34 protein-coding genes are annotated in these 20,989 nt (G+C 57.8%); 14 read left to right on the top strand and 20 right to left on the bottom strand.

All coding sequences use genetic code 11. The annotated features are described in order from the left end of the window. Positions 1–25: 25 nt before the first annotated feature. The 6 genes from V6582_RS17940 to V6582_RS17915 form a co-directional block, all read right to left on the bottom strand. The gene (locus V6582_RS17940; protein WP_156630505.1) at positions 26–979 is read right to left on the bottom strand and encodes a hypothetical protein; all 954 of its coding nucleotides are present in this window, start codon (positions 977–979) and stop codon (positions 26–28) included. Beyond that, a complete protein-coding gene (locus V6582_RS17935; protein ID WP_156585777.1) occupies positions 976–1,359 on the bottom strand; it encodes a hypothetical protein in 384 nt (127 codons plus the stop codon). Before V6582_RS17935 ends, V6582_RS17940 begins: the two co-directional genes overlap by 4 nt. Beyond that, positions 1,356–2,957, bottom strand: coding sequence for a portal protein (locus V6582_RS17930; protein ID WP_156630504.1), 1,602 nt, complete (start codon positions 2,955–2,957; stop codon positions 1,356–1,358). The genes V6582_RS17935 and V6582_RS17930 overlap by 4 nt, the downstream gene beginning before the upstream one ends. Then, a complete protein-coding gene (locus V6582_RS17925) occupies positions 2,957–3,163 on the bottom strand; it encodes a hypothetical protein (protein WP_156630503.1) in 207 nt (68 codons plus the stop codon). The genes V6582_RS17930 and V6582_RS17925 overlap by 1 nt, the downstream gene beginning before the upstream one ends. A 375-nt stretch (positions 3,164–3,538) precedes the next feature. Then, positions 3,539–5,020: a hypothetical protein gene (locus V6582_RS17920; RefSeq protein ID WP_156630502.1), complete on the bottom strand. Its 1,482-nt coding sequence runs from the start codon at positions 5,018–5,020 to the stop codon at positions 3,539–3,541. 500 nt (positions 5,021–5,520) lie between these two features. Further along, entirely contained in the window at positions 5,521–6,195 is a 675-nt protein-coding gene (locus V6582_RS17915) for a hypothetical protein (RefSeq protein WP_156630501.1), read from the bottom strand. A gap of 833 nt (positions 6,196–7,028) precedes the next feature. On the opposite strand from V6582_RS17915, the gene V6582_RS17910 reads away from it, so the two are divergent. Further along, positions 7,029–7,268: a hypothetical protein gene (locus V6582_RS17910; protein ID WP_156630500.1), complete on the top strand. Its 240-nt coding sequence runs from the start codon at positions 7,029–7,031 to the stop codon at positions 7,266–7,268. Next, positions 7,265–7,432, top strand: a complete 168-nt coding sequence (locus tag V6582_RS17905) for a hypothetical protein (RefSeq protein WP_156630499.1) — start codon at positions 7,265–7,267, stop codon at positions 7,430–7,432. The genes V6582_RS17910 and V6582_RS17905 overlap by 4 nt, the downstream gene beginning before the upstream one ends. A 34-nt stretch (positions 7,433–7,466) precedes the next feature. On the opposite strand, the gene V6582_RS17900 is transcribed toward V6582_RS17905, so the two are convergent. The 14 genes from V6582_RS17900 to V6582_RS17835 all read right to left on the bottom strand — a co-directional run bounded on the left by V6582_RS17900 (position 7,467) and on the right by V6582_RS17835 (position 15,460). Beyond that, a complete protein-coding gene (locus V6582_RS17900; protein ID WP_156630498.1) occupies positions 7,467–9,341 on the bottom strand; it encodes a hypothetical protein in 1,875 nt (624 codons plus the stop codon). Positions 9,342–9,411: 70 nt separating this feature from the next. Beyond that, positions 9,412–9,642, bottom strand: a complete 231-nt coding sequence (locus V6582_RS17895) for a DUF7681 family protein (protein WP_156630497.1) — start codon at positions 9,640–9,642, stop codon at positions 9,412–9,414. 31 nt (positions 9,643–9,673) lie between these two features. Continuing rightward, a complete protein-coding gene (locus tag V6582_RS17890; RefSeq protein ID WP_156630496.1) occupies positions 9,674–10,561 on the bottom strand; it encodes a hypothetical protein in 888 nt (295 codons plus the stop codon). Positions 10,562–10,580: 19 nt separating this feature from the next. Next, positions 10,581–10,868: a DUF2312 domain-containing protein gene (locus V6582_RS17885; protein ID WP_156630495.1), complete on the bottom strand. Its 288-nt coding sequence runs from the start codon at positions 10,866–10,868 to the stop codon at positions 10,581–10,583. Beyond that, positions 10,865–11,206: a hypothetical protein gene (locus V6582_RS17880; protein ID WP_156630494.1), complete on the bottom strand. Its 342-nt coding sequence runs from the start codon at positions 11,204–11,206 to the stop codon at positions 10,865–10,867. Before V6582_RS17880 ends, V6582_RS17885 begins: the two co-directional genes overlap by 4 nt. After that, positions 11,206–12,327 carry a DUF7146 domain-containing protein gene (locus V6582_RS17875; RefSeq protein ID WP_156630493.1) on the bottom strand — a complete coding sequence of 374 codons (1,122 nt, stop codon included), beginning with the start codon at positions 12,325–12,327 and terminating at the stop codon, positions 11,206–11,208. Before V6582_RS17875 ends, V6582_RS17880 begins: the two co-directional genes overlap by 1 nt. After that, positions 12,324–12,536: a hypothetical protein gene (locus tag V6582_RS17870; protein WP_156630492.1), complete on the bottom strand. Its 213-nt coding sequence runs from the start codon at positions 12,534–12,536 to the stop codon at positions 12,324–12,326. Before V6582_RS17870 ends, V6582_RS17875 begins: the two co-directional genes overlap by 4 nt. Beyond that, a complete protein-coding gene (locus tag V6582_RS17865; RefSeq protein ID WP_156630491.1) occupies positions 12,536–13,108 on the bottom strand; it encodes a hypothetical protein in 573 nt (190 codons plus the stop codon). Before V6582_RS17865 ends, V6582_RS17870 begins: the two co-directional genes overlap by 1 nt. A gap of 56 nt (positions 13,109–13,164) precedes the next feature. Further along, the gene (locus V6582_RS17860; protein ID WP_071201803.1) at positions 13,165–13,428 is read right to left on the bottom strand and encodes a hypothetical protein; all 264 of its coding nucleotides are present in this window, start codon (positions 13,426–13,428) and stop codon (positions 13,165–13,167) included. Continuing rightward, on the bottom strand, positions 13,428–14,276 hold the full coding sequence (locus tag V6582_RS17855) for a winged helix-turn-helix domain-containing protein (RefSeq protein WP_156630490.1): 849 nt from the start codon (positions 14,274–14,276) through the stop codon (positions 13,428–13,430). Before V6582_RS17855 ends, V6582_RS17860 begins: the two co-directional genes overlap by 1 nt. After that, positions 14,276–14,638 (bottom strand): hypothetical protein, encoded by a 363-nt coding sequence (locus V6582_RS17850; protein WP_197434281.1) that lies wholly within the window; start codon positions 14,636–14,638, stop codon positions 14,276–14,278. The genes V6582_RS17855 and V6582_RS17850 overlap by 1 nt, the downstream gene beginning before the upstream one ends. Further along, a complete protein-coding gene (locus tag V6582_RS17845; protein ID WP_156630489.1) occupies positions 14,638–14,907 on the bottom strand; it encodes a hypothetical protein in 270 nt (89 codons plus the stop codon). Before V6582_RS17845 ends, V6582_RS17850 begins: the two co-directional genes overlap by 1 nt. Next, a complete protein-coding gene (locus tag V6582_RS17840; protein ID WP_156630488.1) occupies positions 14,904–15,242 on the bottom strand; it encodes a hypothetical protein in 339 nt (112 codons plus the stop codon). The genes V6582_RS17845 and V6582_RS17840 overlap by 4 nt, the downstream gene beginning before the upstream one ends. After that, positions 15,239–15,460, bottom strand: a complete 222-nt coding sequence (locus V6582_RS17835) for a helix-turn-helix domain-containing protein (protein WP_156585748.1) — start codon at positions 15,458–15,460, stop codon at positions 15,239–15,241. The genes V6582_RS17840 and V6582_RS17835 overlap by 4 nt, the downstream gene beginning before the upstream one ends. A 119-nt stretch (positions 15,461–15,579) precedes the next feature. On the opposite strand from V6582_RS17835, the gene V6582_RS17830 reads away from it, so the two are divergent. The 12 genes from V6582_RS17830 (at position 15,580) to V6582_RS17775 (ending at position 20,822) form a co-directional block, all read left to right on the top strand. Further along, on the top strand, positions 15,580–16,191 hold the full coding sequence (locus tag V6582_RS17830; RefSeq protein WP_156630487.1) for a LexA family protein: 612 nt from the start codon (positions 15,580–15,582) through the stop codon (positions 16,189–16,191). 298 nt (positions 16,192–16,489) lie between these two features. Beyond that, positions 16,490–16,777 carry a hypothetical protein gene (locus tag V6582_RS17825; RefSeq protein ID WP_156630486.1) on the top strand — a complete coding sequence of 96 codons (288 nt, stop codon included), beginning with the start codon at positions 16,490–16,492 and terminating at the stop codon, positions 16,775–16,777. Then, on the top strand, positions 16,774–16,977 hold the full coding sequence (locus tag V6582_RS17820) for a hypothetical protein (RefSeq protein ID WP_071207396.1): 204 nt from the start codon (positions 16,774–16,776) through the stop codon (positions 16,975–16,977). The genes V6582_RS17825 and V6582_RS17820 overlap by 4 nt, the downstream gene beginning before the upstream one ends. Next, a complete protein-coding gene (locus tag V6582_RS17815; protein WP_156630485.1) occupies positions 16,974–17,243 on the top strand; it encodes a hypothetical protein in 270 nt (89 codons plus the stop codon). Before V6582_RS17820 ends, V6582_RS17815 begins: the two co-directional genes overlap by 4 nt. Beyond that, a complete protein-coding gene (locus tag V6582_RS17810; RefSeq protein ID WP_156630484.1) occupies positions 17,240–17,521 on the top strand; it encodes a hypothetical protein in 282 nt (93 codons plus the stop codon). The genes V6582_RS17815 and V6582_RS17810 overlap by 4 nt, the downstream gene beginning before the upstream one ends. Then, positions 17,521–17,649, top strand: coding sequence for a hypothetical protein (locus V6582_RS17805; RefSeq protein WP_272950764.1), 129 nt, complete (start codon positions 17,521–17,523; stop codon positions 17,647–17,649). Before V6582_RS17810 ends, V6582_RS17805 begins: the two co-directional genes overlap by 1 nt. A gap of 228 nt (positions 17,650–17,877) precedes the next feature. Next, positions 17,878–18,483: a hypothetical protein gene (locus V6582_RS17800; protein ID WP_156630483.1), complete on the top strand. Its 606-nt coding sequence runs from the start codon at positions 17,878–17,880 to the stop codon at positions 18,481–18,483. After that, the gene (locus V6582_RS17795) at positions 18,470–18,727 is read left to right on the top strand and encodes a hypothetical protein (protein ID WP_156630482.1); all 258 of its coding nucleotides are present in this window, start codon (positions 18,470–18,472) and stop codon (positions 18,725–18,727) included. The genes V6582_RS17800 and V6582_RS17795 overlap by 14 nt, the downstream gene beginning before the upstream one ends. Continuing rightward, positions 18,724–18,891 carry a hypothetical protein gene (locus V6582_RS17790; RefSeq protein WP_156630481.1) on the top strand — a complete coding sequence of 56 codons (168 nt, stop codon included), beginning with the start codon at positions 18,724–18,726 and terminating at the stop codon, positions 18,889–18,891. The genes V6582_RS17795 and V6582_RS17790 overlap by 4 nt, the downstream gene beginning before the upstream one ends. A 10-nt stretch (positions 18,892–18,901) precedes the next feature. Further along, the gene (locus V6582_RS17785; RefSeq protein ID WP_197434280.1) at positions 18,902–19,411 is read left to right on the top strand and encodes a hypothetical protein; all 510 of its coding nucleotides are present in this window, start codon (positions 18,902–18,904) and stop codon (positions 19,409–19,411) included. Positions 19,412–19,413: 2 nt separating this feature from the next. After that, a complete protein-coding gene (locus V6582_RS17780; protein WP_197434279.1) occupies positions 19,414–20,601 on the top strand; it encodes a tyrosine-type recombinase/integrase in 1,188 nt (395 codons plus the stop codon). Then, positions 20,598–20,822: a hypothetical protein gene (locus V6582_RS17775; RefSeq protein WP_156630479.1), complete on the top strand. Its 225-nt coding sequence runs from the start codon at positions 20,598–20,600 to the stop codon at positions 20,820–20,822. The genes V6582_RS17780 and V6582_RS17775 overlap by 4 nt, the downstream gene beginning before the upstream one ends. Positions 20,823–20,989: the final 167 nt, after the last annotated feature.

The raw sequence follows: 20,989 nt of genomic DNA, 5'->3' as shown, positions 1-20,989 counted from the left end.
CACCGGGCGGGAACCGTTCAGTGCGTCAGCCGATAAGGCGCTGATAATCCGCTTGCAGCGCGTCATGGCTGGCCTTGTCGAATTTCGGGCTACCGGGTGTATTTTCCGGCAATGCCGAACGGCGTGACAGTTCCGCCCGCGCATCATTGCCGCCGCCAGCACCGGGCAGACCCATGGCAGGCCCCTTGTGACCGCCAGAACCTTGCGCCCGAAGGAATTCGATGAATTCATGCCCGCGCGCGCTATCGCCCAGCATGGCCTTGGCAAAATCACCGGCTTCCTTGGAAAGCCCGCCCTTATCCTTGCCCATGGCCACCATCTGGTCGACATAAGCGAAATTTTCATTCATCCGCTTTTCAACGGCGATCTTCTGCTGCGCTTCCGGTAGATGCTTTGCATTCTCCGGCACCAGGGCTTGCCGTTCGGCCACCACGTCAATAGGCGGTTCCAGCAAATTCATTTCAGCCGAGACAGAAAGGAAACTCTGCACCATCGCCTGAAAGGCTGGCACCGATATCTTATGCTCCAAAGCCTTGTCGCTGACCCGCTTGAACAGGTCATCGTCTTTCAGCGTATCCAGATGGACTTTGATATTTTCGGGAACCTCCCCCGAAAACTCGCTATACGCCTTCGGATCGTCCGGAATTTTCGCATCCGCATCCCGCGTGCGATAACCGTCGAGCGCCTTTTTCATGTTGTCGATGGTCTGCTGATCGTTCGCCCCCAGCATATGATCAGGCAGGCCCTCGGGGCGATAGATCGAAGGAGCGGCGGCAGGTGACCCGTCCGCCACCGCCCCTTCTGCTGCACCGGGTGGCGATGGAGGCGCGCCCGGCGTTGCATCGGCAGCGTTCTGGGAGGAGGAAGAACCCGCCGAAGGTGTTGCGGCCGCACCGGCGGCCGGAGCGTCACCGCCCCCGCTACCAGCGCCGTCCGCGTCAAAGAAAATCTGTGGCATGCCACGCAAAAGATGCTTCATGATCCAGCTCCATTCTGGGATTGTTTACGGGTGGAATTGATCTGGCTTCCCTCGGCAATCGCCTTCAGGATCACCTCGGCAAATCCGTTGATGCCTTGGCGCGTTGCGCCCATCAGGGCGCTTTGCTCAATGGTTGCGCCGGTAATGCGCAAGGGCTGGCGAATGGAAATATCCATCATCCATTCGAACATCTTTCGGCCCTGTACGGTCTGGGAAAGACCCCACATGAATTCGGCCAGTTCGTCTTCCGGCTTCAATTCGTCTTTCGGGCCATCCATGTTGAACAGGCTTTCCAACCCGTCCCAGCCATTCCCAGCCATACCCTGTTCCAGAAGATCAAGCGGCTGCGCCTCCCGACCCGCAATGAAAGGCCCGCTCATGCTGCTGCCCTCATATCCTGCGCCGCCGCATCCCCAAGCACTTTAGGGGCCTGCTTGGCGGCTTCCTGCGCAAACATTGCAGCCATTTGCTGTTGCCGTTCCTTGTTGATTTCATCTGCGATCTTCTTTTTCTGGTCCTCATCGGGGATCAAATCCTTGTCGATCTGCAATCCTTCACCGATCCGCTCCATGATTTTGTCCATGTTCTCATAGAGCCGCGCCTTTTCCGGCCCGACGAAATTCGCCACGAGATCATGGTAATTGGCGATGGCATTCAGCCGGTCAGCATTCAGGGCCGCCTTCATGGGCGAGCGCACCGAGATCGCAATCAGCAGATCGTCCACATTGGCAACCATCGGCAGAATGCCGAACCCGGAGAGAATTTCCGCCACACGCGGCACGATCACAGGCATGATCTCATTCACCAGCCGCCCGAAGGCACCGATATGGATGTTTGCCCCTTGCTGCATCCGCCCGGTCATTTCCGAGGCAGAACGCGGCGTGCCTTGATATTCCGGCAGGCGGTTATCAAACGTGGCCTGCTTGATCTGGCTTTGCAGATCGCCCACCAGCACATTCGCCACATTCATGTTGCCGGGCGTATCCAGCCGCGAAACATCCGGCCCCATCATGCCGCCGGTCGATTGCATCGCCCAGAATTCACCAGGCCCCATTCGCACATTGTTGGGATTAAACGTCCCGCCCGACCGGTAAGCCCAGATACCCAGCATCGAAATCGCCGCTGTTTTCAGCGCCAGTTCCTGCACCTTGTTCAGCGTTTTGATGGTCGGCAACGCCGTCAGGATCACGCCCCGGCCATAAGCTTCACCTGGCACACGATAGTAGCGCGGCACGGCAATCGGCTGGGTGCGATAGCGTTCATGCCGGATCGGCACGGCGCTCTTGTCGACATAGGCGACGAAATGCCAGCCGCCGCCGGGCAGGCTGTCAGCGTAGAAATCCTGATAGAGCGTCGTCTCATCGGAAGCGTTGGATTTCGCCTTTTCCCTCACATCGTCAGGGAAATCCCCATCCGGGAACGCGCCCACCAGCTGCTCGTATTCGATCTGCTGTTTCCAGCTGACGTAATTCACCCGGCCAAAGGCATCGACACCAATCGCCAACTGGTCGAACGGAATGGCGCAGAACATCACCGGCTTGTCGGGCGTTCCCTTCACTGGCAGAATGGCACCGGTTCCCACCGAAAGATCGACGCACATTTCATGAACCGCCGTATCCCAGTCACCCGCCAGAAAAAACGGATGGATCAGGGTCGAGGTCTCGTAAAGGATGCGGTCGAGCTGCTTACGATCCGGGGCGGAAAGCTTCATGGCCGCCAGTGGCCCGGTTTCGAGCACAAAGGCAGGCTGACCCGCCGGAAACAAGCTGCGCTGTAGGTTGCCCGCGAAATACATGGCCGACATCGGCGCGGTCATATCGAACAATTTGTCAGCGTATTTCAGCTTACCAGCGCCACCAGGGCGGCGCATCGGCACGGCAAAATCATAGGCTTCCTGATAAATCGACGTCCAGGGCGCCCGCTGGCCCCAGATTTTATCCTTGCGCCGGATAACGGATTTCAGATCAAAGGCCGCCATCAGGACAGAACCGCCGTGGCACCGGTCGAGCCGCCATCTTCGAACAGCCTGCGGCCACGCGGCGTGCGCCGGGTCGCAAGGATCTTGCTGTCACTGGTGTTCAGCGATTGCAATTGCCGGTCGTTCGCCACCTGCTGGAGCTGCTGGCTCTTCTTCGCCGTATCGTCCTGCTTGCCCCCGAACAGACCCTTCACCGCGTTTGTCATGCTTCCCGCTCCACTTCCACAGCGTCCCGCCGGCGGGCGTAAAGCCCACAAGGCGCGCCATGCGCGAACCGGTCTTGTTGCCGTCCATCACATGGCAGATGATCACGGCTCCAGTGTCGGCCAGTCGGGCGAGCGTTAAGTGGGCGAAGCGGCAGAGTTCCAGCATCCTCTCGCGTGCGCGTGCGCGTAGGGCCAGCGCGAATTCCCAAGTGCCGTCCTCACGGCTCACGAGAAAGGCCATCGCCAGCAGCCCGTCATCATCGAAAATTGAAATGCTATCGCCGTTCTGATGCTGCCAGAGAAACACCTTCCGCGTCACCGACCACGGCCCCGCCATGTCAAGGCAATCCGTCAGCAGCGAAGGACTTTCGAACCTCAAACATCCCATACCGAGAAATCCCGTTTCGGGCCGGTGGAACGGTCTTGCCGATGGCGATGCAGGTTTTCGACATTCGACGGCAAGGTGGATTGAGCCGCATGGGCCGTCAGAGCGGCAATGCCGAGAACGCCGAGGCAGCGATATTGCTCCGCGTCATGCGGGTGAGAATAGGGGTTCTTGTCGACAAGCCCCTTGTCCGTTTGGCTCGACGAGGTTTTTTTCGTAAACTTGTAGTGGGCGGCAAACCCACCGCGAACGACTTTGCAGCTGGGATCGATGATATAGCCGGGCGTATTGTTATCGAGGCGAAGCCCAAGGAAATGCTTGACCGCTTCCTGTCGGATTGATGGCTCATTCGACGGTGCTGGATTAATTTGAAAGCGCACAACGCTTTGCAATGTGTTGATCCAGTGGAACTCCCCGGTGGCACTGTCCGCGCCATACCACGCCGATGGATCGCCCCACGCATGCACAAAAGCCGCTCCGGCAAAGCGCCCCATCATAAGCGACAAAATCATGTGACCAAATCGCGTCGGCCCTGTTCCCGGATCTGCCGTCAGCTCAGCCAGCAACCTATTCTGTCCGCTCGGAGACATCTGCCCGAATGTCGCTGCTGGCGAGCCGCCTGCATCTATACCGATGGTTAGGCCAAGCTGGGGTACAAACTGAATTTCCTGATCGGCGCAATGAAATTCAACAGAGAAATCATCCTCATAGACTGGCTTTCCATCCTTCGCGTAGGCAGGCAGCGAATGGACCATGCGGCGCACGACGGCCTTGTCTTTGGTCGTCGCCTCTTCCTTTTGGTACGAGCTTCGCGGTTTGCCCGCCCTGTTTTCAGCATGGGGAGACAAGCCACCGGGCTGCCAAAATCCGTTCCAACCCGGCGTGATATCCTGCACAATCGTTCCGGGCTTGCCGTCCTGCCCGAAGGGGATCGTATAGGCTGGATGATCCACATCAGGCGGGTTCATATCCCCCCATGCGATCTGGGGAACGACAAGCTCAGTGTCGGAAATCTCCAAACCCATGCGGCGCATTTGGGTCCGTCCGTCTCTCGAAACCCGCTCCAGCTCGGAGGGCGCAATCATTTCCATCGGGGGATAACGGCCACAACGGCCGAGAAACAGCGGCAACGTTTTTTCCGGCATCAGGTCATATTCATTGACCCATGCCATTGAAATTTCGTAACCTTTAGCAAACTCCTCAAGATCGTTATCACCAACAGCACCGGTTTCCATGATGTATTCGACCTTGACCTTTTCCCGGCCACGGTCGGCAATCCATTGCAGCTTATGGACAACAGGGCGATCCTGACCGCCTTCATGGCTTACCTGCCATTCATGCCCGATGGGAAACTTTCCGTACCAGCTTTCCAAGGCCGTCTTCGCAAAGCTCCGATAGGTATTTCGCACGCAGAGCGTTTTCACGCGCACCCAGCCATCCTTGCAGACTGGCATGTACTGCGCCGCAATCATCGGGCCTTTCATCACAGAACAGACTGTTTTACCCGATCCACCTGGCCCCATAATGGTATCGATAGGCCCGCGCGATTTCAAAAACGCCGCCCCAATCGGTCCCGGTGGCCGATAATTCGTGATGCCTACACCCATACCCGCAGCCCTCCATAAGCCGCCAGAACCCGCGCGCCCGCGCCCGCTCTGTCGAAATAGAGATTAGGTCGGCCACAAATGGGTTCACTGGCAAAGGCCGGGGCGACCCGGTGTGTGTGAGCCGCCCGGCCCGGGGTGGGGTGGCGCGCGCGGATTTTTGAAGCGCCGCCGCCCGCGCCTGCACGCGCACGCGAGGGGGACCCCACCAGGCGCGACCACGCGGCGGGCGCTCGGCGGGGAAATGCCCGCCGGTCGAAACTGCCCTAATGATTTATGATTATTGCGATATCGAATTATATCAACGGCTTAACAACCGTGCGACATGACCGCACCAATGTCGCACGGCTAACGCCTTGAATTCATTATCACGGCGCAGGGAATTTGGTCAGGTCGAGGATATCGCTCTTATCCGCCTTCGGTGCTTCCATCTCACCGATGACCATGATCCCCATGACCGACTTCTTGTCAACATTCAGCTTCGTCGGGGCCTTGCTCTCGAAATACGGCAACAGCTCGGCGTTGGCCTTGAGGACATAACCCATGGCACTGTCCATCAAGCCGATTGCCTGATCACGGCTGATCCTGCCCGCGTCGACCATCGCCCGCAACACGGCAAGCGGTTCATGCTCGCCACACTCGAACCCCGCCAGTTCGAGCGCCAGCGCAGCCGGATCGGCGTTCGCCATGGCGGCGAGGTTGAGGCCAGGGTGACGGTAGCCCATGCGCTGCAACACATCGGCAAATTCCCGGCTGGACTTGTTCTGGCTGCCTTTTGGCCTCCCTCTCCCGCGTCTGGCGATATCGATTTGGTTCGCCACATGGCGCACCGGCCCGGAGAACAGCGCCATTTGCTCGTCCATCTCATCGAGCATCAACGATGGTTGCTCGGCCTCGTCTTCCTGCCCGGTCAGCCGCGCCGCCAGATCGCCCATGGCATCGGCAACCGCCGCTTTGACCGCGCCAACCTTGGCCGCCGCAGGATTTTCGCCCGGCGTGTGTGCCCCAAAAAGCCCCGAATTCTCGCCTTTTCCGTCATCCATCACTATCACCCGATTTGTTTATTCGGTTGGTGGCCTGTTACAACGATGCTACACAAATGATACAAAATTTATCAATAAATTCATATTTGTAGCAAATGTATCATTGTATCATCATCAATTTCATACGCATACGCGCGCGCGTATGGGGATATGTTTCCTTGCTACAATGCTACAAACTCATATCTCCATGATTTTATTGGTTAATTCTGTAGCATTTGAATGCTACAACGTTGCTACACTCTTGTAACAAATCCTTCCCCGCACCCTGCGAGTGGCGAAACACTCCGCCAGAGGCCACCATTTCACGGCCTTGGCCTCGTTAGTTGCCTGCGCCTTATCTTTCGCCAGCGCCAGGCGGATCGCGGCCACAAGGCTGGCAATGAAATGGGAGGATGCGCCGCGAACAGGCCGAATGCGGCGAGCGGCCAATGTGCTGATTATCTCGTGTCGCCTATCTCCGCTCGCAAAACGCAGTTTTGGCGCAGGCTCCGCTTTCAATCCCTCCGGGGCGGGGGAAAGTGTCAATTGCGGCGGCGATTTTATGAGGATTGATGACGCAATCTGAACAGGGCGTGGGCTGCGACAAGCCTCTTGAATGATGACGGAAGGGCGTGTATCGTCGCACTGCTTCACGAAAAAGGTGAAGTCCAGAATGGAAAGCTGGTCCGTAAACCGAGGCGTCCGACGCGCGCAATGCGCGTTTTTTTATGGTCGGGCGTAATGGGAAGCCGTGAGGCTTGCCGGGACCTCGGCCCGGTCTTTCCAACCCGTTATCGCCCGGCCACCAGAATGGAAAGCTGGTGACAGGGTTCAAATCGAACCGAGGAACCGTGATGACCACAATTACCCAATCCATGCACAATCTGGAAGACAAGCTTGTCGATCTGCGGGCACTGATCCGCCTGGGAATTACCGTCTCAGAGCACGCTGACGCCGACGCAATTGCCGGAATGGTCAGCGAGCTGAATACGCTGTTCTGGATGATGCTGGACAAGGTCGAGGCTTGCGAGCAGACCAAGACTGAAATCCTCAATACCAAATACATCACTGTCGAAGGGAGCAGGGTTCAATGACAGAGCATCCACTGAAAAAAGCATCGCTTGCAGATAAAATCGCTTATGTGCGGCTCATTGCTGAAATGTATCCTGGATACAGAGCCGCAAAAGATGTGATGGATGTTTTAGGGATCAGCGTTAGTCCATTGCTGGAAGAACATAGAAAAACCAAGGTAGAATAAGAATAATAAAAAGAGGCGGGATTTCCCGCCTTTTTCAATCCAGCACGCTAGAACTGCCCGTTACAAAAGCTTCATACGCATCGAAATCAAAAACGATGCATCGCTTTGGTTCGTTTCCGACCCGCACCATCGGCGTGTCTTTTGTCACTAGATAATCAGGTGCTTGCCTGAGCGCTTGGTTCCAGCCGCCACTTTGATAGTCTGTGCCCTCAAATATCCTCGAAAGACGATTATCGCGCACGGGAACGGCTATTCCAAAACCATCAAACGGTTTGCCAGGTTGAGTGATCCCCAGGCCAACATTACCCAATGCTTTTCTGACATTACTTAATTTATCAACTCCTTGCTTGGCATCGCAAATCCAGTCGTGAACTGAATTTTTTTCACCGCCTCTCCAAAGCTCTGGGCTGCTCTCCAAGACATGACCAATCACATCCTGCCACTTTTCCGTCTGTTCGGATCGCTCGATGGCGGTCGCCTGTTTCAGCAGGTCGATGGCGTGTTCGGGATCGTCGGCCGGAAAGCCGATATCGATCATGCCTTGTTCACCCACCAGCAGCTCGGCCGTCGCCAGCAGCGTGCCATAGGTATCGATCTGGCGTGCATCGAAACCAGCCTCATGCAGCAGCCGACGCCAGCGGGGCAGCACATGCATGTCAAAATCGTGCCAGCCGTCCATGATCTGCCGCAGCAGCATCCGCCCGGCCACATCGGACACCACAGGTTCGCCCTTGCCGTCATTTTCCAGCGTCTTGAGCTGCAAAATCGCCATGCGGCTCTTGTCCTGCACGGCAAGCGGCGGATGCATGATGGCCGAGAACATGAAGGCCGAGCGCAGCTCGAATTCAACACCTTCATGGTTCGCGCCACCGCGATAGAGCTTTGCACCGGAATAGGCCTGGCGCGCCAGTTCGATAATCGCCTGTTCCTTAAAGCCGCTGGCCTTGGCCTCGAATTCGTCGATCGCTACCGGGCGGCTGTCCTGGCCGAGATTTTGATAGATACCGGCGGCTGTGGTGTTGGCCGTGGCATAGAGCGTCTGACCGAAAATCGCCTTGATGATATCGTGCAGAGTGGATTTACCCGTGCCGCGTCCGCCGGTGATAAAGATGATCGGCCGGGTTTTCAGCGCCGCCCCCATCAGCGACGAACCAATCCAGCCCAACAAAAACAGCGGATCGAGGCTGGGCCGATGCCAGTTCCATGTGCCGAAATCCTGCAACAGCTGATGCGCCGGGCTATCGCGCCAGCCAATCGGGCTTTTCCACGGCTGGAGAATATCACTGTCCTGGCGGTAATACATGCCGCCATATTCGCCGGTCGGGGCGCGCTGCAAATTCCAGTCGGCGGTCTTGCCGTCTTTCTGCTTGGTTTGCACCGTCCAGATATGGCGGCCGGAATGCCAGATGAATTGTTCTCCATCCTTCCAGCCGCCCCGACCGCGCACATTGTCCTGCGGATCGAAGATACCGCGACGGCCCGCCTCGCTGATAATAGCTTCCCAAGCCTTGTCGCGCTCGACACGCTTCACCTTCGGCGGCAACGCCTCCCCGGTTTCCGGGTCGGCTTCCGCCTTGCCGAACGCAGGCCAGGCCCAGTGCAGATAATTGATGTAGGGCGAAAACAGCTTTAGCAGCGTTGGATAATCGAACCGGCTGATTTCGTGCAAGCCGCCGGTCGCGCCGACGCAATAGACCACCTCGCCTTTCATCCCCAGTACCGTAACGGGGCATTTTGGCGGCATGGCATCATGCGGCGCGCCGGGCCACTGGCCGGGACGAATGCCATCGCGGGCAAGGTTCTTGTCCGGGTCGATAATATCCCGGCCTTCCCCCACCTCTTCCAGCGCATCGAGAAAATGCGCCCTGGCACCGGCAACGCCACCCTGCAATTTTGGTTTCTTGGTCATCTGCCCCGCCGCGCACCGTCATGAGATAAAAAAACGGCGCGCCGGATCTCTAGCGCGCCGGGCATGGGTTTTAGGCCGTGACGTGTTTCACTGCCCACATAACCGCTTCTTCGGTTTTGGTCTTGGCGATGGACAGTTCGCGGCTTGCACCGCACTCATTGATGATGCTCAGCAATTCTTCCCCGCAGGATTTGATTGCTGCCATCTGTTCCTTTTCCTTGTCGGAAAGAACCTTGTACTGGTGTCGCATCGTATTGTTTACGGTGCGCTGGTCGCTTGTGCTGTCAACTTTGTCCGTCATGCTCATAGTCTCCTGTTCGCTTGGGGTGAGGTCAGTAAGTCGGCGTAAAAAAGTCATCCGCCGGTTCAAAAATCGTGTCTTCAATCGGGGTCGGCGCGGGCGTTTGCCGCTCTTCCTGCGCCTTGGCCTGCGCTTCCCGCTCGGCAGCAATGAAGGCGTCCAGATCAAGCAGGGTCTGGATATAGGCCGTCAGGGCGATCCGCTCGGGCGTGGAAATCTCGGCACTGTCGCGCAGCTTGCGGATTTTCAGATGTTGGGCCAGCACATCGGCGGTAGCGCGCCGACCGATCTTGCGCACGAAACCGGCCATTTCCCGCGCCATTAAGGTGCTGGCCGGATGCGGGCCGCATGTCAGCTCAGCCCCGGCAAGCTTTGCGGCAACCGCCTGGCCGACAGCAATCAGCGCCTGGTAGGCCCCGGCTGCCGCAATCATCGGCATGGCCTCCGGCTCCAGTGCCGCGAATTCGCTGTAGCTCATCTGCGCAGCAAGTTCGTCGGCAGAAGCATTGCCTGCCGTATTTGGTTTTCCAAGCTCGCCTGAACTTCCAACATCAGGACTTGATCCCTGATCGTGGCGTTGATCGCCAGCGGTTCCACCTGATCCTGCATTGGCTTCCCCCTCGGAAACCAGCCCTTTACGTCCCACAGCTGTTGCGCCCTCGCCTCCGCTATCGCGTCCAGCAGCCGATCCGTCATTGCCTCCGGCGTCTGCCCCGCTGGAACCGTCGATGTCACCGCCTGCTTCCTGTGGTGCGGCAGACCCTGTTTCGCCCGCAGATTGTTCGCCACTTGCTCCCGTATCGCTTGCTCCGCCTGCATTCGCCGGCGTTTCGTTTCCAGTGGGTGTTCCATTGTCCTCATCCTTTCCAATCGCCCCCGCCAATGCGGCCAGCTCTTCCGGTGTTTTTTCCTTCGCCATGGTCTTTCTCCTGTTGAAATTAGCCTTCCGGCGGTTCCTCGATCATGCCGAGGGCGTGCAGATAGGTGTCGAGGATCAGATCTTCCTCGAGCCTCTCTTGCTCATCCTTTCGCCGCAGATGGATCACCCGTTTCAGGATTTTGGTGTCGAAGCCCATGGATTTGGCTTCGCCGTACACATCCTTCTTGTCGTCGTTGATGGATTTGATCTCTCTATCGAGCCGCTCGATCCGCTCGACAAAGGCGCGCAGCTGGTCACGGGCAATGCCATGGGCATCAGTGCCGGAATTGTGGCCAGCGCCGGTCATGACTTCGAAGTTTTCCGATTGAAATACGCAGCGGCGATCTCAAGGCCACGTTCCACATTTCCTTCGTCGACACCGTCGCCACCACTTTCCAAGACAGCATCGGCAACCTTGTCAAAGAGACGATGGACAGGCGTCGTGCCGTCTTCCTCTTCCCGGCGCAACTCTCTCGCGACTTCCCGCGCGAAATCACGAATGTCGTCGACATAGAAGTTCTCCGGCCAGCTCTCTTGTGACTGGACAGCATGAGAGAGGAGAGCGATGCCAATAGAAATTGACAAAATCCCGTCTTTAACTTCTACTTTCAGTTGCTGCTTCATGTTTTCCGGGCGCTCACCCATCACTCTTCTCCTTGCATCAAATCGTTGAAATCCTTGCCGATATGGCTTTTCTTCGCCACCACGGGTTTGCCAAAGCTTTCCAGCTTTGCCATTTCATCGGCAAATTGCTTCTGCGCCTGGGGCTTGGCCCAGTCATTGTCCTGGCAGATCAAGGCCCACTCTATGCAGGGCAGTTTGAGCGGCGCGCCTGACAGCATCGAGAGCGAGCCGACAGCGGCGGCGCGGGCCATGTCGCCATTGGCGCGGGCTTGGGAAAGGGCGTCCTCTATCCCCTCGCCAAAGATCGCCGGATGCGGCTGGCGGGCTTCCCAGACCGGAAGGTTTTCCGGCCCATGGCTTACCCAGATCATCGCGCCCGCGCATTCAAACCGCATCATCTTGGCGTTTTCGTTGGCCGCCACCGGCAGCTTTTCCGGGCGCACCGGATCGAGGAACGTGTGATGCACGCCCGTCACCTGCCCTGTGGGCGTGCGCATGGCGGATAGAATGCAGGGAAAGCGCGGCCCGGCCTTCACCTTCACCGAACGGCCGCCCTCATTGCGATAGGTCGCCCGAGGCCAGAATTCGAGGCTCGGATGAAACCGGAAGGTGTCGGCGGCCAGATTGGGAATGTCATCGAGCGGAATTTTCCGGCCCGCGAAATAGGCCAGCGCATGGGCTTCCGCCGCCGTGCCGCTGCCATAGGCATCCGCGCTCATGAACAGATCATCGGCCCATTTGATCCGCTGGAGACGCTTTTCCTCCGAGATCCGCGCCGCATCCGCCATGGCCTTTTGCGTATCGCGGGCAAAGCGGTCACGCTCTTCCCGGCTCATCTGTCGCAGCCCAAGGAAATCGCGCGCCCAGTCCATCGCCCCACGAAAATCTGTGGCGTTCAGATAGGCGATCAACCCGATCACATCGCCCTTTTCACCGGTGCGATAATCCTTCCACGCACCAACATCCCGCGTTAACGCCACCTTGAATTCCGGGGTCTGGGAATAGTCATTTTCAATCGGATTGTGGGCCACCCAGAGCCGCCCATGTCGCTTGCCATCCGGCAACAGACCCTCGCAAAGCCCGACAATCCGGCCTTTCAGGCCTTCCTTGATTTGCTCGGTTTCTTTGTTGCGGGAGTTCATCGACCGGCCCTCACATCACGGGCAGCATGAATGGTCCGATATACTGCATCTTCTTTCAGCGTCAGCATGCGGGCGATATCGAGCGTATCGAAAAAGCCGCTATTCCAAAGGATAATCACAGCCAGCGCCTGGTTAACTTCAAGTGGTACGGCCATGGCGGCAGACATGGCGGCGGAACGGTTGCGACACAGATCCCAATCATCAGTCATCACAAAAACACCTCCTCAACCGCGCCGATCATCGTCTGAACCTGCGCATCGCCGCGCAGATCCTCCATGTCTTTCAGCATGCCGCAGATGGCAGCGCGCGACATGCCGGCAGCGCGGGCAAGATCGGCCTGCTTGATATTCAGTTCAACATTGGCAATGTAGATGGTGATCCGGCGCAGATGGGCGGCCCGCATCCATTCCGCATCCGCCGTGGCCCGCTTGGCCGGATCGGCGGCCAGCACTGGGCCAGGCGGCACATCGGCAATCGTACAGACAAGCCACAGCAGCAGCCGGTATTGTGCCGTGATCGGATCATGCCGCGCGAGCGATTTGCCAGCCACAGCGGCCTGCGCACGGCTGGCCGCATATCTGTCATTCGTGGCTTTCGCCTTCTGCAAATCGGAAATTGCAGCACACATCCGCTCATATGTCTTTCTGGTCAAAGGCCTACGGCCTGCGCGGATATCGGCAAAATATCGTGAAGCAAGTCCGGCCTCCCTCAACACAACGCTTTCCGACAACCCAAGCCGATACACACGCTTGTCGAGGTCGGAGATAAATTCATCAGGCATCCGCATTTCAAACCTCGAAAGCGAGAGCCGTACGCAATACAAATCGGCGGGGAATTTCAGGGGCGCGCTATCGTCAACATGACTTCCGCGTAGGTATTCAAAGGCATAGCGCCAAGAGCGCGCGGTGCGCGCATCCGGGACAGTTCCCATTCCAGATACACAACACCATCGAAAAACCCGGCAATTTGCAGCCGGTTGCGAATGGTCATTTCATACTTGGAAAGCACCATCAGCGGGCAGGTCAGCAGCCACACCGCCCGCTCCTGATGCGTCCGGCAATCCGATAGCTGCTGGATTTCATCAACAAGATGCAGATCCATCACGCCACCGCCTTCTCGAACAGATCTTTCCAAGCCCCAATCAGCACGTATCCCTGTCCAAAGCGGGTTTCGATACGCACCGAAAGCGGCAACTTTGGACGGATTTTGCAGATCATGACGTCAAGGATCTTCACGTCAGGCGCGTCGTCACTGCTGCCATAGGTCAGATGAAGAAGCGCTTCCTTGGACACGACAGCGCCTTTCTTGGCGGCCAGCGCCGAAAGCAGCGCTCGTTCCTTGGGCGTAAGGTTGAGATCGGCGCGCAACTCAACGTCTGGAGCAGACAGCAATTTCCGCGTCTGACGGGCGGCCTCCTCGGCAACCTCATGCAGTTCAATAGTGCGGCGACGCTGTTCGGCCTCGGCCAGCTCACGCGCCTGGCGCTCCGCTTCGCGGTCGGCAGCCAGCACGGACGGCGGCTTTGCCTGGATACGCGCCTTTCTTGCCGGGTTGGTTTCATCCGCCCAGTTGGGCAGGACGATTTCCAGAGTGGTGAAGTCGATCTTTTCCCACTGGCAGGCCACAGCCTTTTCCGCGCGGTCCACAAATTCCGGGCGATGCCCCAGAGACAACTGAAGGAACCGAGAGCCATGGGCTGCAACGCGATCCACAACCCGGATTTTCCCGGTCTTGTTCTTTTGCAGCCGGATCATCCCGAAATCATTATCGCGGCCAACCAGCAGCACGAAACGATCATCCGGTGAAAACCCGAGCGTTTCCCAGGCATCACTCTTGATGCTCACCTTCATCTTGGCCTTGGATTTGCGCATCTTCGTCAACCCAACGGACACACCCGTATGGGCCGATCCACTCACCTCGACAACAATATCAACCTCTTCAAACGCCATCACGCACCTGCCTTTCGCGCTTCGGCACGGTCGAAAATCTCAATTTCCGCCAACAGCAGCGCAGCAGCGCGCACAAGGTCAAACCGGCGGTCTTTCGGCTTGAACCAGCCGCAAATGTACAAGCCCGGCAGCTGAACAACCTCACATTCTCCGAGCGCATAAGCAGCCGCCAAGCGTGCCAGTTCGCCGCCCGTGTGCTGATCGTCATGCTCGGCTGACCAGCCCTTTTCATTCTGCTGACGTAGGCGCTCGTTCATCACATCGATCAACGCCTTGGACTGATCGTCCGGATTGATCCAACCGGCTTCAATCGCCGCATCATACGGGCTGTCGTCACCGTCACCCCATGCTTCATAAGACATCACGCCACCTGCCTTTCTGCTTCGCGCGCCCGGCGCTGCTCTTCTCGAAATGCTGCCAGCCGTTCCAGCGTCAACGCTTCCGTTCCCGGCACGATTTCAATCGCAACCCGGTTATCCGCACGGCCGTAATGGGAAAAATCAGCGCCCGCCCAGCCCTGCCGCGCCACTTCGCAGGCCAGATCGTCGAGCAAGCTTTGGTGAAACACCCGGTTTTCCGCGATATCCAGCGGAGCCTTGCCACCGTAGGCGATGAGATAAGCGCCGCTCATGCCGCCACCGGTCGGCTTCCCCAAGGGGCAGGCGCTTTCGTGAGCATGTGGCGGAACTGGTCAAGGCGGCGTTCGTCGAGCGGCTTAAAATTTCGCGCCGCAAACCACCACTCACCTGACGGAGGCTGATATAGCGATGTTGGAACTCCAAGACTGGTGAATTCCACGAAGGTCAAGCCGATCATTTCGATATCATTGGACAGTCGCCCAATATTGGCTGTGCGAATGGTATAGACCTTTCCCTTTTCAGGAACAATTGAGCATTGTTCGCGGCTTTCAAAGTAATCCGCCACACACACCACGCGCCGCCCCGGCTGATAGTCCGCCCAGTTCATGACCGCCGCTCCAAATCTTCCCGTAGCGCCACGCCGCGCTCCCGCGAAATCCCATCGAGCGCAACCCGCAGCTTGCGCAGAATGCGCGGCGTCGGGTCTTTGCCGCCGGATCGGGCGCGGGTCAGCGTCGAGGGCGAGACATCCGCAAGGCGGCACATCTCGTTTTGCTTGATGCCAAGCCGTTCGCGGCGTTCATCAATTTCAGAGAATTTGTCCATCGAAACCTCAAATATGCAAATCACTCTTGCTTTTGCACATTTCGGCGTGATTTAGTTTGCAAAGTCAATAGCAGTTTTGAGTTTTGAACATGGGCCTTCACGTTGCTTTAAGTATGCGCATGACAGATTTGCGCGATCAGCAACTAGCGTGGCTCGACCACATCACCCAGACGGCGAAGATGTCGCTGACTGAAATCGCGCGCGCCGCTGGCCTTACGCCATCGACACTCACCCGGTTTCGGCAAAACGACGCCATGGGACATACGCTCACCGCCAAGACGGTTCGCAAGATTGAGGATGCCACACACATCCCCGCGTATGAGACCAAGAACATTCCGAAGATCCAGTTTTTCTCCGAGAATGAAGCCGCGCGCTACAGCATCGGCGCGGACAAGGATGACGTGGTCAACGTCGCTATCGACAGCCTGGTGAAGCAGACCCCGACCATGGATGCATGGGTGTTGAAAACAAACGCCCTTTCCGCCCTTGGCTACCTTCCAGGCATGATCGTCATCATCGACCGCGAGGCCCAGCCGCGCAATGGCGACGCCGTTTGCGCCCAAAAATACGACCTGCGCCGAGGAACCGCCGAGACAATATTTCGCGTCTGGAGAAACCCCTATCTCCTCTCAGCATCCGCCGCTGGCGAACCGACCGCCCCGGAAATCGTTGATGACGAAAACGTCGCCATTGCGGGCGTTGTGATCGGCGGGTTTCGCACCCGCAACTGAATGTCGCAAAAAGAACAGAGCGCACTGAATTTTAGAGCGCTCTTTTTTGTCGCTCCTGCTCTTCGGTTTATCCACAGGAAGATTGACAAAAAGAGCGCTCTTTCTTTGAGCGTCAGGCAAGACCCGCCATCCAGGTGTCAAAAACTTATCCACAGCTAGAATGACAAAAAGAGCGCTCTTTTCTGTGGACTAGCAAACCGCCCCAAAATTGCTTTTGCAAAAAAATGCAAATTATTATTTGCAAATCGCAGAAAGTATGTGCATTCTTCTCCCGTAAGCATTTTAGCAAACGGGAGCTTTGCAAATGATCCCCCTGCATCAGCAGACAATAGACGCGGCAGAGATCGCCGCCGCTTTGGGGTACACGTCGAGTTATTTTCTGCGTCTCGTCTCGTCCCTCACAGACCGCCACGGCATGCCCCAGCGCCTGCCCGGCCGCAAGCGCTGGTCGCGCCCCGCTATCGAGCAATGGCTGAAAAGCTACGGCGCCACCGCCACCGCCACCCCGGCACAGACCACACTGCCCCCCACCATCGCCGCCCAGCGCCTGGCGCTGCATGAGGCTTACGCGGAGGCACGGGCATGACCGGCTGCCGCTGCGGTTCCGTATCGATCGACCACGACCGGTACAAGCGTTTGTCTTGCGTACAGAAAATGTCCTTCTGGATGGAAGCCCACGCCTGCGGCAACTGCGGCGGCGTGGCAGCAGGGCCGGAGGTCATTCCGCCCGCCGTGGTCACAGCCAGCGCCTATGAGCGCTGCATGGGCCGGGAGGTGCGGCCATGAGCATCCCTCTTTCCGAAAACCCGGCCGTCACCAATCCGCGCAAGGCGCTAACACCTGCCCAGCAGGACGCGCTTTGCGCGCTCCAATTCTTCAAGTTCAACACCTGGCAAGGCACGCGCGGCTGGCGGGTTGGAAACAAGCGCATCAGCCTTGGCGTCGCATCGAAGCTGGAAGCATTCCGGCTCATCCGCCGCCAGGGAAAATCTCTCTCCATCACCGTGGCCGGTGAACTGGCCATTGAAAAACTCCAGGGCAAAACCCCATGACCAATCGCAATGAAGAAGCCCGCAAGATCATCATCGAGCTGGACAACATGTCCAACCGCCAGAAATACCTTGCCGACAAGCTGGTGGGCCTTCTGGCTGCAAAGGACGTTCTCCAGTTCGAGGACTTCGACACACTGCGCAACAGCGCGTCACGGGCGCGCAGCGAAAGCGTGAACTTTGTCGTCACCGCCGCAACGATCAACGGCGAACAGGAAAACGGCTGCACCACGCGCCAGCTCTTCCGGGATCGCCGCCCCATCCTGCGCGTGGTGCAGTGATGGATTGGCTGTCCTTTTCCCTTGGCATAACGCTCGGCATCATCGCCTGCGCTTTCGCCGTGATCATCGTCTGCCTCATCCTGGCCTTCTGGGTTCACAAGATCGACGAGAACGACACGATCTATTGATCGTCGCAGGTTTCGGCCCCGCCGCCTCCCGGGCGTGGCCGTGAAAGCAGCGGGCCGGCTCATCCCCATCGATCATCCACGATCTGGGGATTGGTGGCGGACCACCGGCCCGCTGCATCCCTTCACCAGTACCCCCAGGCGCTGTCCGTTTGCCCGGCCAGCGCACCACCTGCCCGGCGACGATCTGTATCGTGTACGCCGCCGGGCTCTTTTTATCCGGAGATAAGAATGTCCAGACCATGGAATAAAGGCACACCGGCGGCGCATCTACAGCCGATCATTCTCGGCCAGTTCGATACGTTCAACGATTGGGTAGACCACGCTCAGCGCGCGCTGACCGGTTTTAAAGGAAGCGTGGGCGAAGAGCTTAAGCCGATCTGCATCGATAATGTCGGACGGCGTTGCAATGTCGGCAAGGACTTCATGCGGGCAAGGGACGAAGGAGCGTTCCCCGTTCGATATTTCGTCGAAATGGAACCGCGCGCCGTCATCGCCGTGGAATGCGGCGGCGAAGCACCGCCTGTTTATGTTGTGGAAATGGAGGAAGCGCCATCCACCGCCCTGAAAGTGTTGGGCGTTGTTCAAGTATGCCCAATTTGCGATATCGCCGGTTGCCATCATCTGCGCTCCCCTACACCGGAAGCGACTGCCCTGCCGCAGGTCGTGATCGATCTCGTCATTGCCGCCCGCGAATTCTGGGATGCCCACAACGACTTGAGCAATGAAAGTCATGCACTCGATAAAGCTCTCGAGCCGTTTTCGGCGCGCGTGCCTTATGAGAATGAGCCGGACGCTCAGGAAGCCGCAGCGGGGCCAACCAATGACCCCTTGTGATTTCCGCACCGAGCGTGAATGCGCCTGCCAGCCCGACCAGTGCCAGCAGCAGCACCCTGCCTATGACCACGGCACCCACCGAAAGCCCGTGCCGCTTTACATGCCGTCCCTGCGCGACGGCCTGGCGCTGGCCGCCATGGGCCTCACCCTCTTCATCAGCGGCGCGCTGCTGCTGGAAACCAACCTGAAACGGCAAAGCCTGATCGAACAGGAAAGCCGGGCAATCGTGAGGGCTGGGAAATGATCACAGCCATATCGATCATCCTCTATTTCGTCGCGCTCATGTTCGAATTTGCCGTGGGGTGCCAGACGATGGACCCACCCGGTGACAAGGCCTTGGGAAGGATATTCCTAAGCGCCACCCTTTTCTTCTTCACCCTTGCAGCCTGCCTGCAAATATTCGGTTGAGGGCCACGAAATGACCACCACCATCAAAGCCGAAATCGAAATCAGCAGAACGGGCCGCCTCACCGCGCGCATTCTCGACCCTAAAATTCACTTCACCGGACATCAAATTGGCGAAGACAACTGGGGCTTGTTCACGGTGCACAGCATCATCGACGGCAAACTCCTATGCGTCAGCGCCACACGCGAACAGGCAGAACAGGCCATCGCCATGGAGTGGCTGGCCTTCGCCGCCGCCCACAAGCCGGAAACAAGCCGAGAGCATGCCGCACGGTGGGATAGCTTCCACAAGTTCGGACAGAATGCCGCCGAGAATAATCTACGAAATCTCTTGGCCAAGGAAGCCTTGCGCCCTCTCCTGAAACCCGGCGACCGCCTCCGCGCCACAAAGGCCGAATGCGGCAAAAAGGAAGCCAGCTTCATCTTCTCCCATTGGAGAGACGGCTGGATCGTCTCGACCGGCGGCAGCAGCATCGCGCCCGGATCGGTCTACAGCATCAACCACGAAATCTTTCGGATCTAGTCATGGTAAAACCATCCACCCCGAAAATCCGCTATGTCGCTTGGCGCAATGGCCGTCCGCGTTTCAATCCATCGGAGACGTTGCGCGCGCGCGGCCATGCCGGGCAGGATCTGAAAGACGAGGCGGGCAACTGGCTGAAAGAAGCCGAATGCCACGCCTGGTCGCAAAGCTTTGCGCGCCAGCTGGAGGAGGAAGCCCGCCAGAACCGCCGCAAAAAGCCGGGCCGTCCGCGCGCCGCCACAGAAGCCGCTCCAGCGCGGCGCGGCCTCACGCTGGAAACCCTTCTGGAAAACTGGCTGAACACCGCCAGAAACCCCGACATGGCCGACCGCCAGCCCAATACCATCAGGGACTACCGCCAGAAGATCGGCGTCATCGAAAAGCGCGCACCGGATATCTGGTATTCGGCGGCCGAGGCGTTGAGCAAACAGATCTGCCTGGGCCTCTATGACAAGCTGCGCAGCGAATGCGGGCTGCACACCGCCCATGCCGTGCTGCGCGTGCTGGGCATCGCCCTGCAATGGGGCATGGATCGCGGCCACCTGCCCTCCATGCTGATCAATCCGGCCCATAAGTTGAAAATGAAAACCCCGCCGCCGCGTGTGCGCGCAGCAACGAAAGCCGAGATTGTCCATTTGGTCAATGTTGCCGACGCCATCGGCAGACCGGAGCTTGGCGATATGATTACGTTGGCCGTATGGTCCGGCCAACGACAAAACGATCGACTGGAGTTTACCTTTGCTGGGCGGGAAGCCGGACGGATCAAACTAAAGCAAAGCAAGACAAATGCATTAGTGTCAATGCCAGAAGCCGAAGCCATCAAGAACCGTCTCGATGCCGCCGTGCAGCGCCGCAAGGAGGCCGGCATCATTTCTCCCTATGTCATACTAGATGAAAGACGCTGGCAGCCTTTCAAACCGGATTATTACCGGCATCTATTTGAAGATCTTCGCCGCCACGCAACCAAGTCCATGCCGAGCCTCAAAACCCTGCGCGATCAGGATTTACGCGATACAGCTGTAACTTGGCTCAGCAATGCGGGATGCACCCCCCAGGAAATTTGTAGCATCACAGGCCATAGCTATCAAACAATTCACGAAGTTATGAAGCACTACAATGCCATGACGGAAGAACAGGCCGACAATGCCATGGCGAAAATGGTTCGCTGGCATGAGGGAGAGAGCAAGTGAACGACAATCGGTATTACGCCCGCTCTGCCAGCGACAGGACAGACGAATGGCCATTCTGGTTTGTTGCTGATCAGCGTCATGGCGTCCTGAATGTCACCGGAAGGCTATTCGAAAAGTTGACCGGTCAGCCTGCCAACGGCGCCGTATTTACGGATAGAGAATATGCCGAAACGCTCGCTACACAGGCAAACAATACTCTGCATGAGGGGGAGAGCAAGTGAGATATTTCGAAAGGCTGCGAATTGAGTGGATCGTCGAAAGTATTGAAATTTTCGGGTTCATCAATCGCGCTCACGTCACAAGAAAATTTGGCGTTACAGCACAAGTTGCATCGAGCGACTTTTCAAAAGTGCAAAAACTTCATCCACGTCTCATGAGTTACGACACA

The organism is Agrobacterium vitis (assembly GCF_037039395.1).
Lineage (GTDB): Bacteria > Pseudomonadota > Alphaproteobacteria > Rhizobiales > Rhizobiaceae > Allorhizobium > Allorhizobium vitis_E.
This window is presented reverse-complemented; position numbering and strand designations above follow the sequence as displayed.

What these genes read in the sequence shown, in the direction of transcription:
- V6582_RS17865 (WP_156630491.1), bottom strand. Translation starts at nt 13,108, where the DNA reads ATGCCTGATGAATTTATCTCCGACCTCGACAAGCGTGTGTATCGGCTT.
- V6582_RS17840 (WP_156630488.1), bottom strand. Translation starts at nt 15,242, where the DNA reads ATGAACTGGGCGGACTATCAGCCGGGGCGGCGCGTGGTGTGTGTGGCG.
- V6582_RS17900 (WP_156630498.1), bottom strand. Translation starts at nt 9,341, where the DNA reads ATGACCAAGAAACCAAAATTGCAGGGTGGCGTTGCCGGTGCCAGGGCG.
- V6582_RS17910 (WP_156630500.1), top strand. Translation starts at nt 7,029, where the DNA reads ATGACCACAATTACCCAATCCATGCACAATCTGGAAGACAAGCTTGTC.
- V6582_RS17830 (WP_156630487.1), top strand. Translation starts at nt 15,580, where the DNA reads ATGACAGATTTGCGCGATCAGCAACTAGCGTGGCTCGACCACATCACC.
- V6582_RS17845 (WP_156630489.1), bottom strand. Translation starts at nt 14,907, where the DNA reads ATGAGCGGCGCTTATCTCATCGCCTACGGTGGCAAGGCTCCGCTGGAT.
- V6582_RS17795 (WP_156630482.1), top strand. Translation starts at nt 18,470, where the DNA reads ATGACCCCTTGTGATTTCCGCACCGAGCGTGAATGCGCCTGCCAGCCC.
- V6582_RS17810 (WP_156630484.1), top strand. Translation starts at nt 17,240, where the DNA reads ATGACCAATCGCAATGAAGAAGCCCGCAAGATCATCATCGAGCTGGAC.
- V6582_RS17940 (WP_156630505.1), bottom strand. Translation starts at nt 979, where the DNA reads ATGAAGCATCTTTTGCGTGGCATGCCACAGATTTTCTTTGACGCGGAC.
- V6582_RS17855 (WP_156630490.1), bottom strand. Translation starts at nt 14,276, where the DNA reads ATGGCGTTTGAAGAGGTTGATATTGTTGTCGAGGTGAGTGGATCGGCC.
- V6582_RS17905 (WP_156630499.1), top strand. Translation starts at nt 7,265, where the DNA reads ATGACAGAGCATCCACTGAAAAAAGCATCGCTTGCAGATAAAATCGCT.
- V6582_RS17880 (WP_156630494.1), bottom strand. Translation starts at nt 11,206, where the DNA reads ATGGGTGAGCGCCCGGAAAACATGAAGCAGCAACTGAAAGTAGAAGTT.
- V6582_RS17820 (WP_071207396.1), top strand. Translation starts at nt 16,774, where the DNA reads ATGACCGGCTGCCGCTGCGGTTCCGTATCGATCGACCACGACCGGTAC.
- V6582_RS17780 (WP_197434279.1), top strand. Translation starts at nt 19,414, where the DNA reads ATGGTAAAACCATCCACCCCGAAAATCCGCTATGTCGCTTGGCGCAAT.
- V6582_RS17925 (WP_156630503.1), bottom strand. Translation starts at nt 3,163, where the DNA reads ATGACAAACGCGGTGAAGGGTCTGTTCGGGGGCAAGCAGGACGATACG.
- V6582_RS17850 (WP_197434281.1), bottom strand. Translation starts at nt 14,638, where the DNA reads ATGTCTTATGAAGCATGGGGTGACGGTGACGACAGCCCGTATGATGCG.
- V6582_RS17895 (WP_156630497.1), bottom strand. Translation starts at nt 9,642, where the DNA reads ATGACGGACAAAGTTGACAGCACAAGCGACCAGCGCACCGTAAACAAT.
- V6582_RS17815 (WP_156630485.1), top strand. Translation starts at nt 16,974, where the DNA reads ATGAGCATCCCTCTTTCCGAAAACCCGGCCGTCACCAATCCGCGCAAG.
- V6582_RS17935 (WP_156585777.1), bottom strand. Translation starts at nt 1,359, where the DNA reads ATGAGCGGGCCTTTCATTGCGGGTCGGGAGGCGCAGCCGCTTGATCTT.
- V6582_RS17805 (WP_272950764.1), top strand. Translation starts at nt 17,521, where the DNA reads ATGGATTGGCTGTCCTTTTCCCTTGGCATAACGCTCGGCATCATCGCC.
- V6582_RS17800 (WP_156630483.1), top strand. Translation starts at nt 17,878, where the DNA reads ATGTCCAGACCATGGAATAAAGGCACACCGGCGGCGCATCTACAGCCG.
- V6582_RS17785 (WP_197434280.1), top strand. Translation starts at nt 18,902, where the DNA reads ATGACCACCACCATCAAAGCCGAAATCGAAATCAGCAGAACGGGCCGC.
- V6582_RS17875 (WP_156630493.1), bottom strand. Translation starts at nt 12,327, where the DNA reads ATGAACTCCCGCAACAAAGAAACCGAGCAAATCAAGGAAGGCCTGAAA.
- V6582_RS17835 (WP_156585748.1), bottom strand. Translation starts at nt 15,460, where the DNA reads ATGGACAAATTCTCTGAAATTGATGAACGCCGCGAACGGCTTGGCATC.
- V6582_RS17890 (WP_156630496.1), bottom strand. Translation starts at nt 10,561, where the DNA reads ATGGCGAAGGAAAAAACACCGGAAGAGCTGGCCGCATTGGCGGGGGCG.
- V6582_RS17885 (WP_156630495.1), bottom strand. Translation starts at nt 10,868, where the DNA reads ATGACCGGCGCTGGCCACAATTCCGGCACTGATGCCCATGGCATTGCC.
- V6582_RS17930 (WP_156630504.1), bottom strand. Translation starts at nt 2,957, where the DNA reads ATGGCGGCCTTTGATCTGAAATCCGTTATCCGGCGCAAGGATAAAATC.
- V6582_RS17860 (WP_071201803.1), bottom strand. Translation starts at nt 13,428, where the DNA reads ATGGATCTGCATCTTGTTGATGAAATCCAGCAGCTATCGGATTGCCGG.
- V6582_RS17790 (WP_156630481.1), top strand. Translation starts at nt 18,724, where the DNA reads ATGATCACAGCCATATCGATCATCCTCTATTTCGTCGCGCTCATGTTC.
- V6582_RS17915 (WP_156630501.1), bottom strand. Translation starts at nt 6,195, where the DNA reads ATGGATGACGGAAAAGGCGAGAATTCGGGGCTTTTTGGGGCACACACG.
- V6582_RS17870 (WP_156630492.1), bottom strand. Translation starts at nt 12,536, where the DNA reads ATGACTGATGATTGGGATCTGTGTCGCAACCGTTCCGCCGCCATGTCT.
- V6582_RS17920 (WP_156630502.1), bottom strand. Translation starts at nt 5,020, where the DNA reads ATGATTGCGGCGCAGTACATGCCAGTCTGCAAGGATGGCTGGGTGCGC.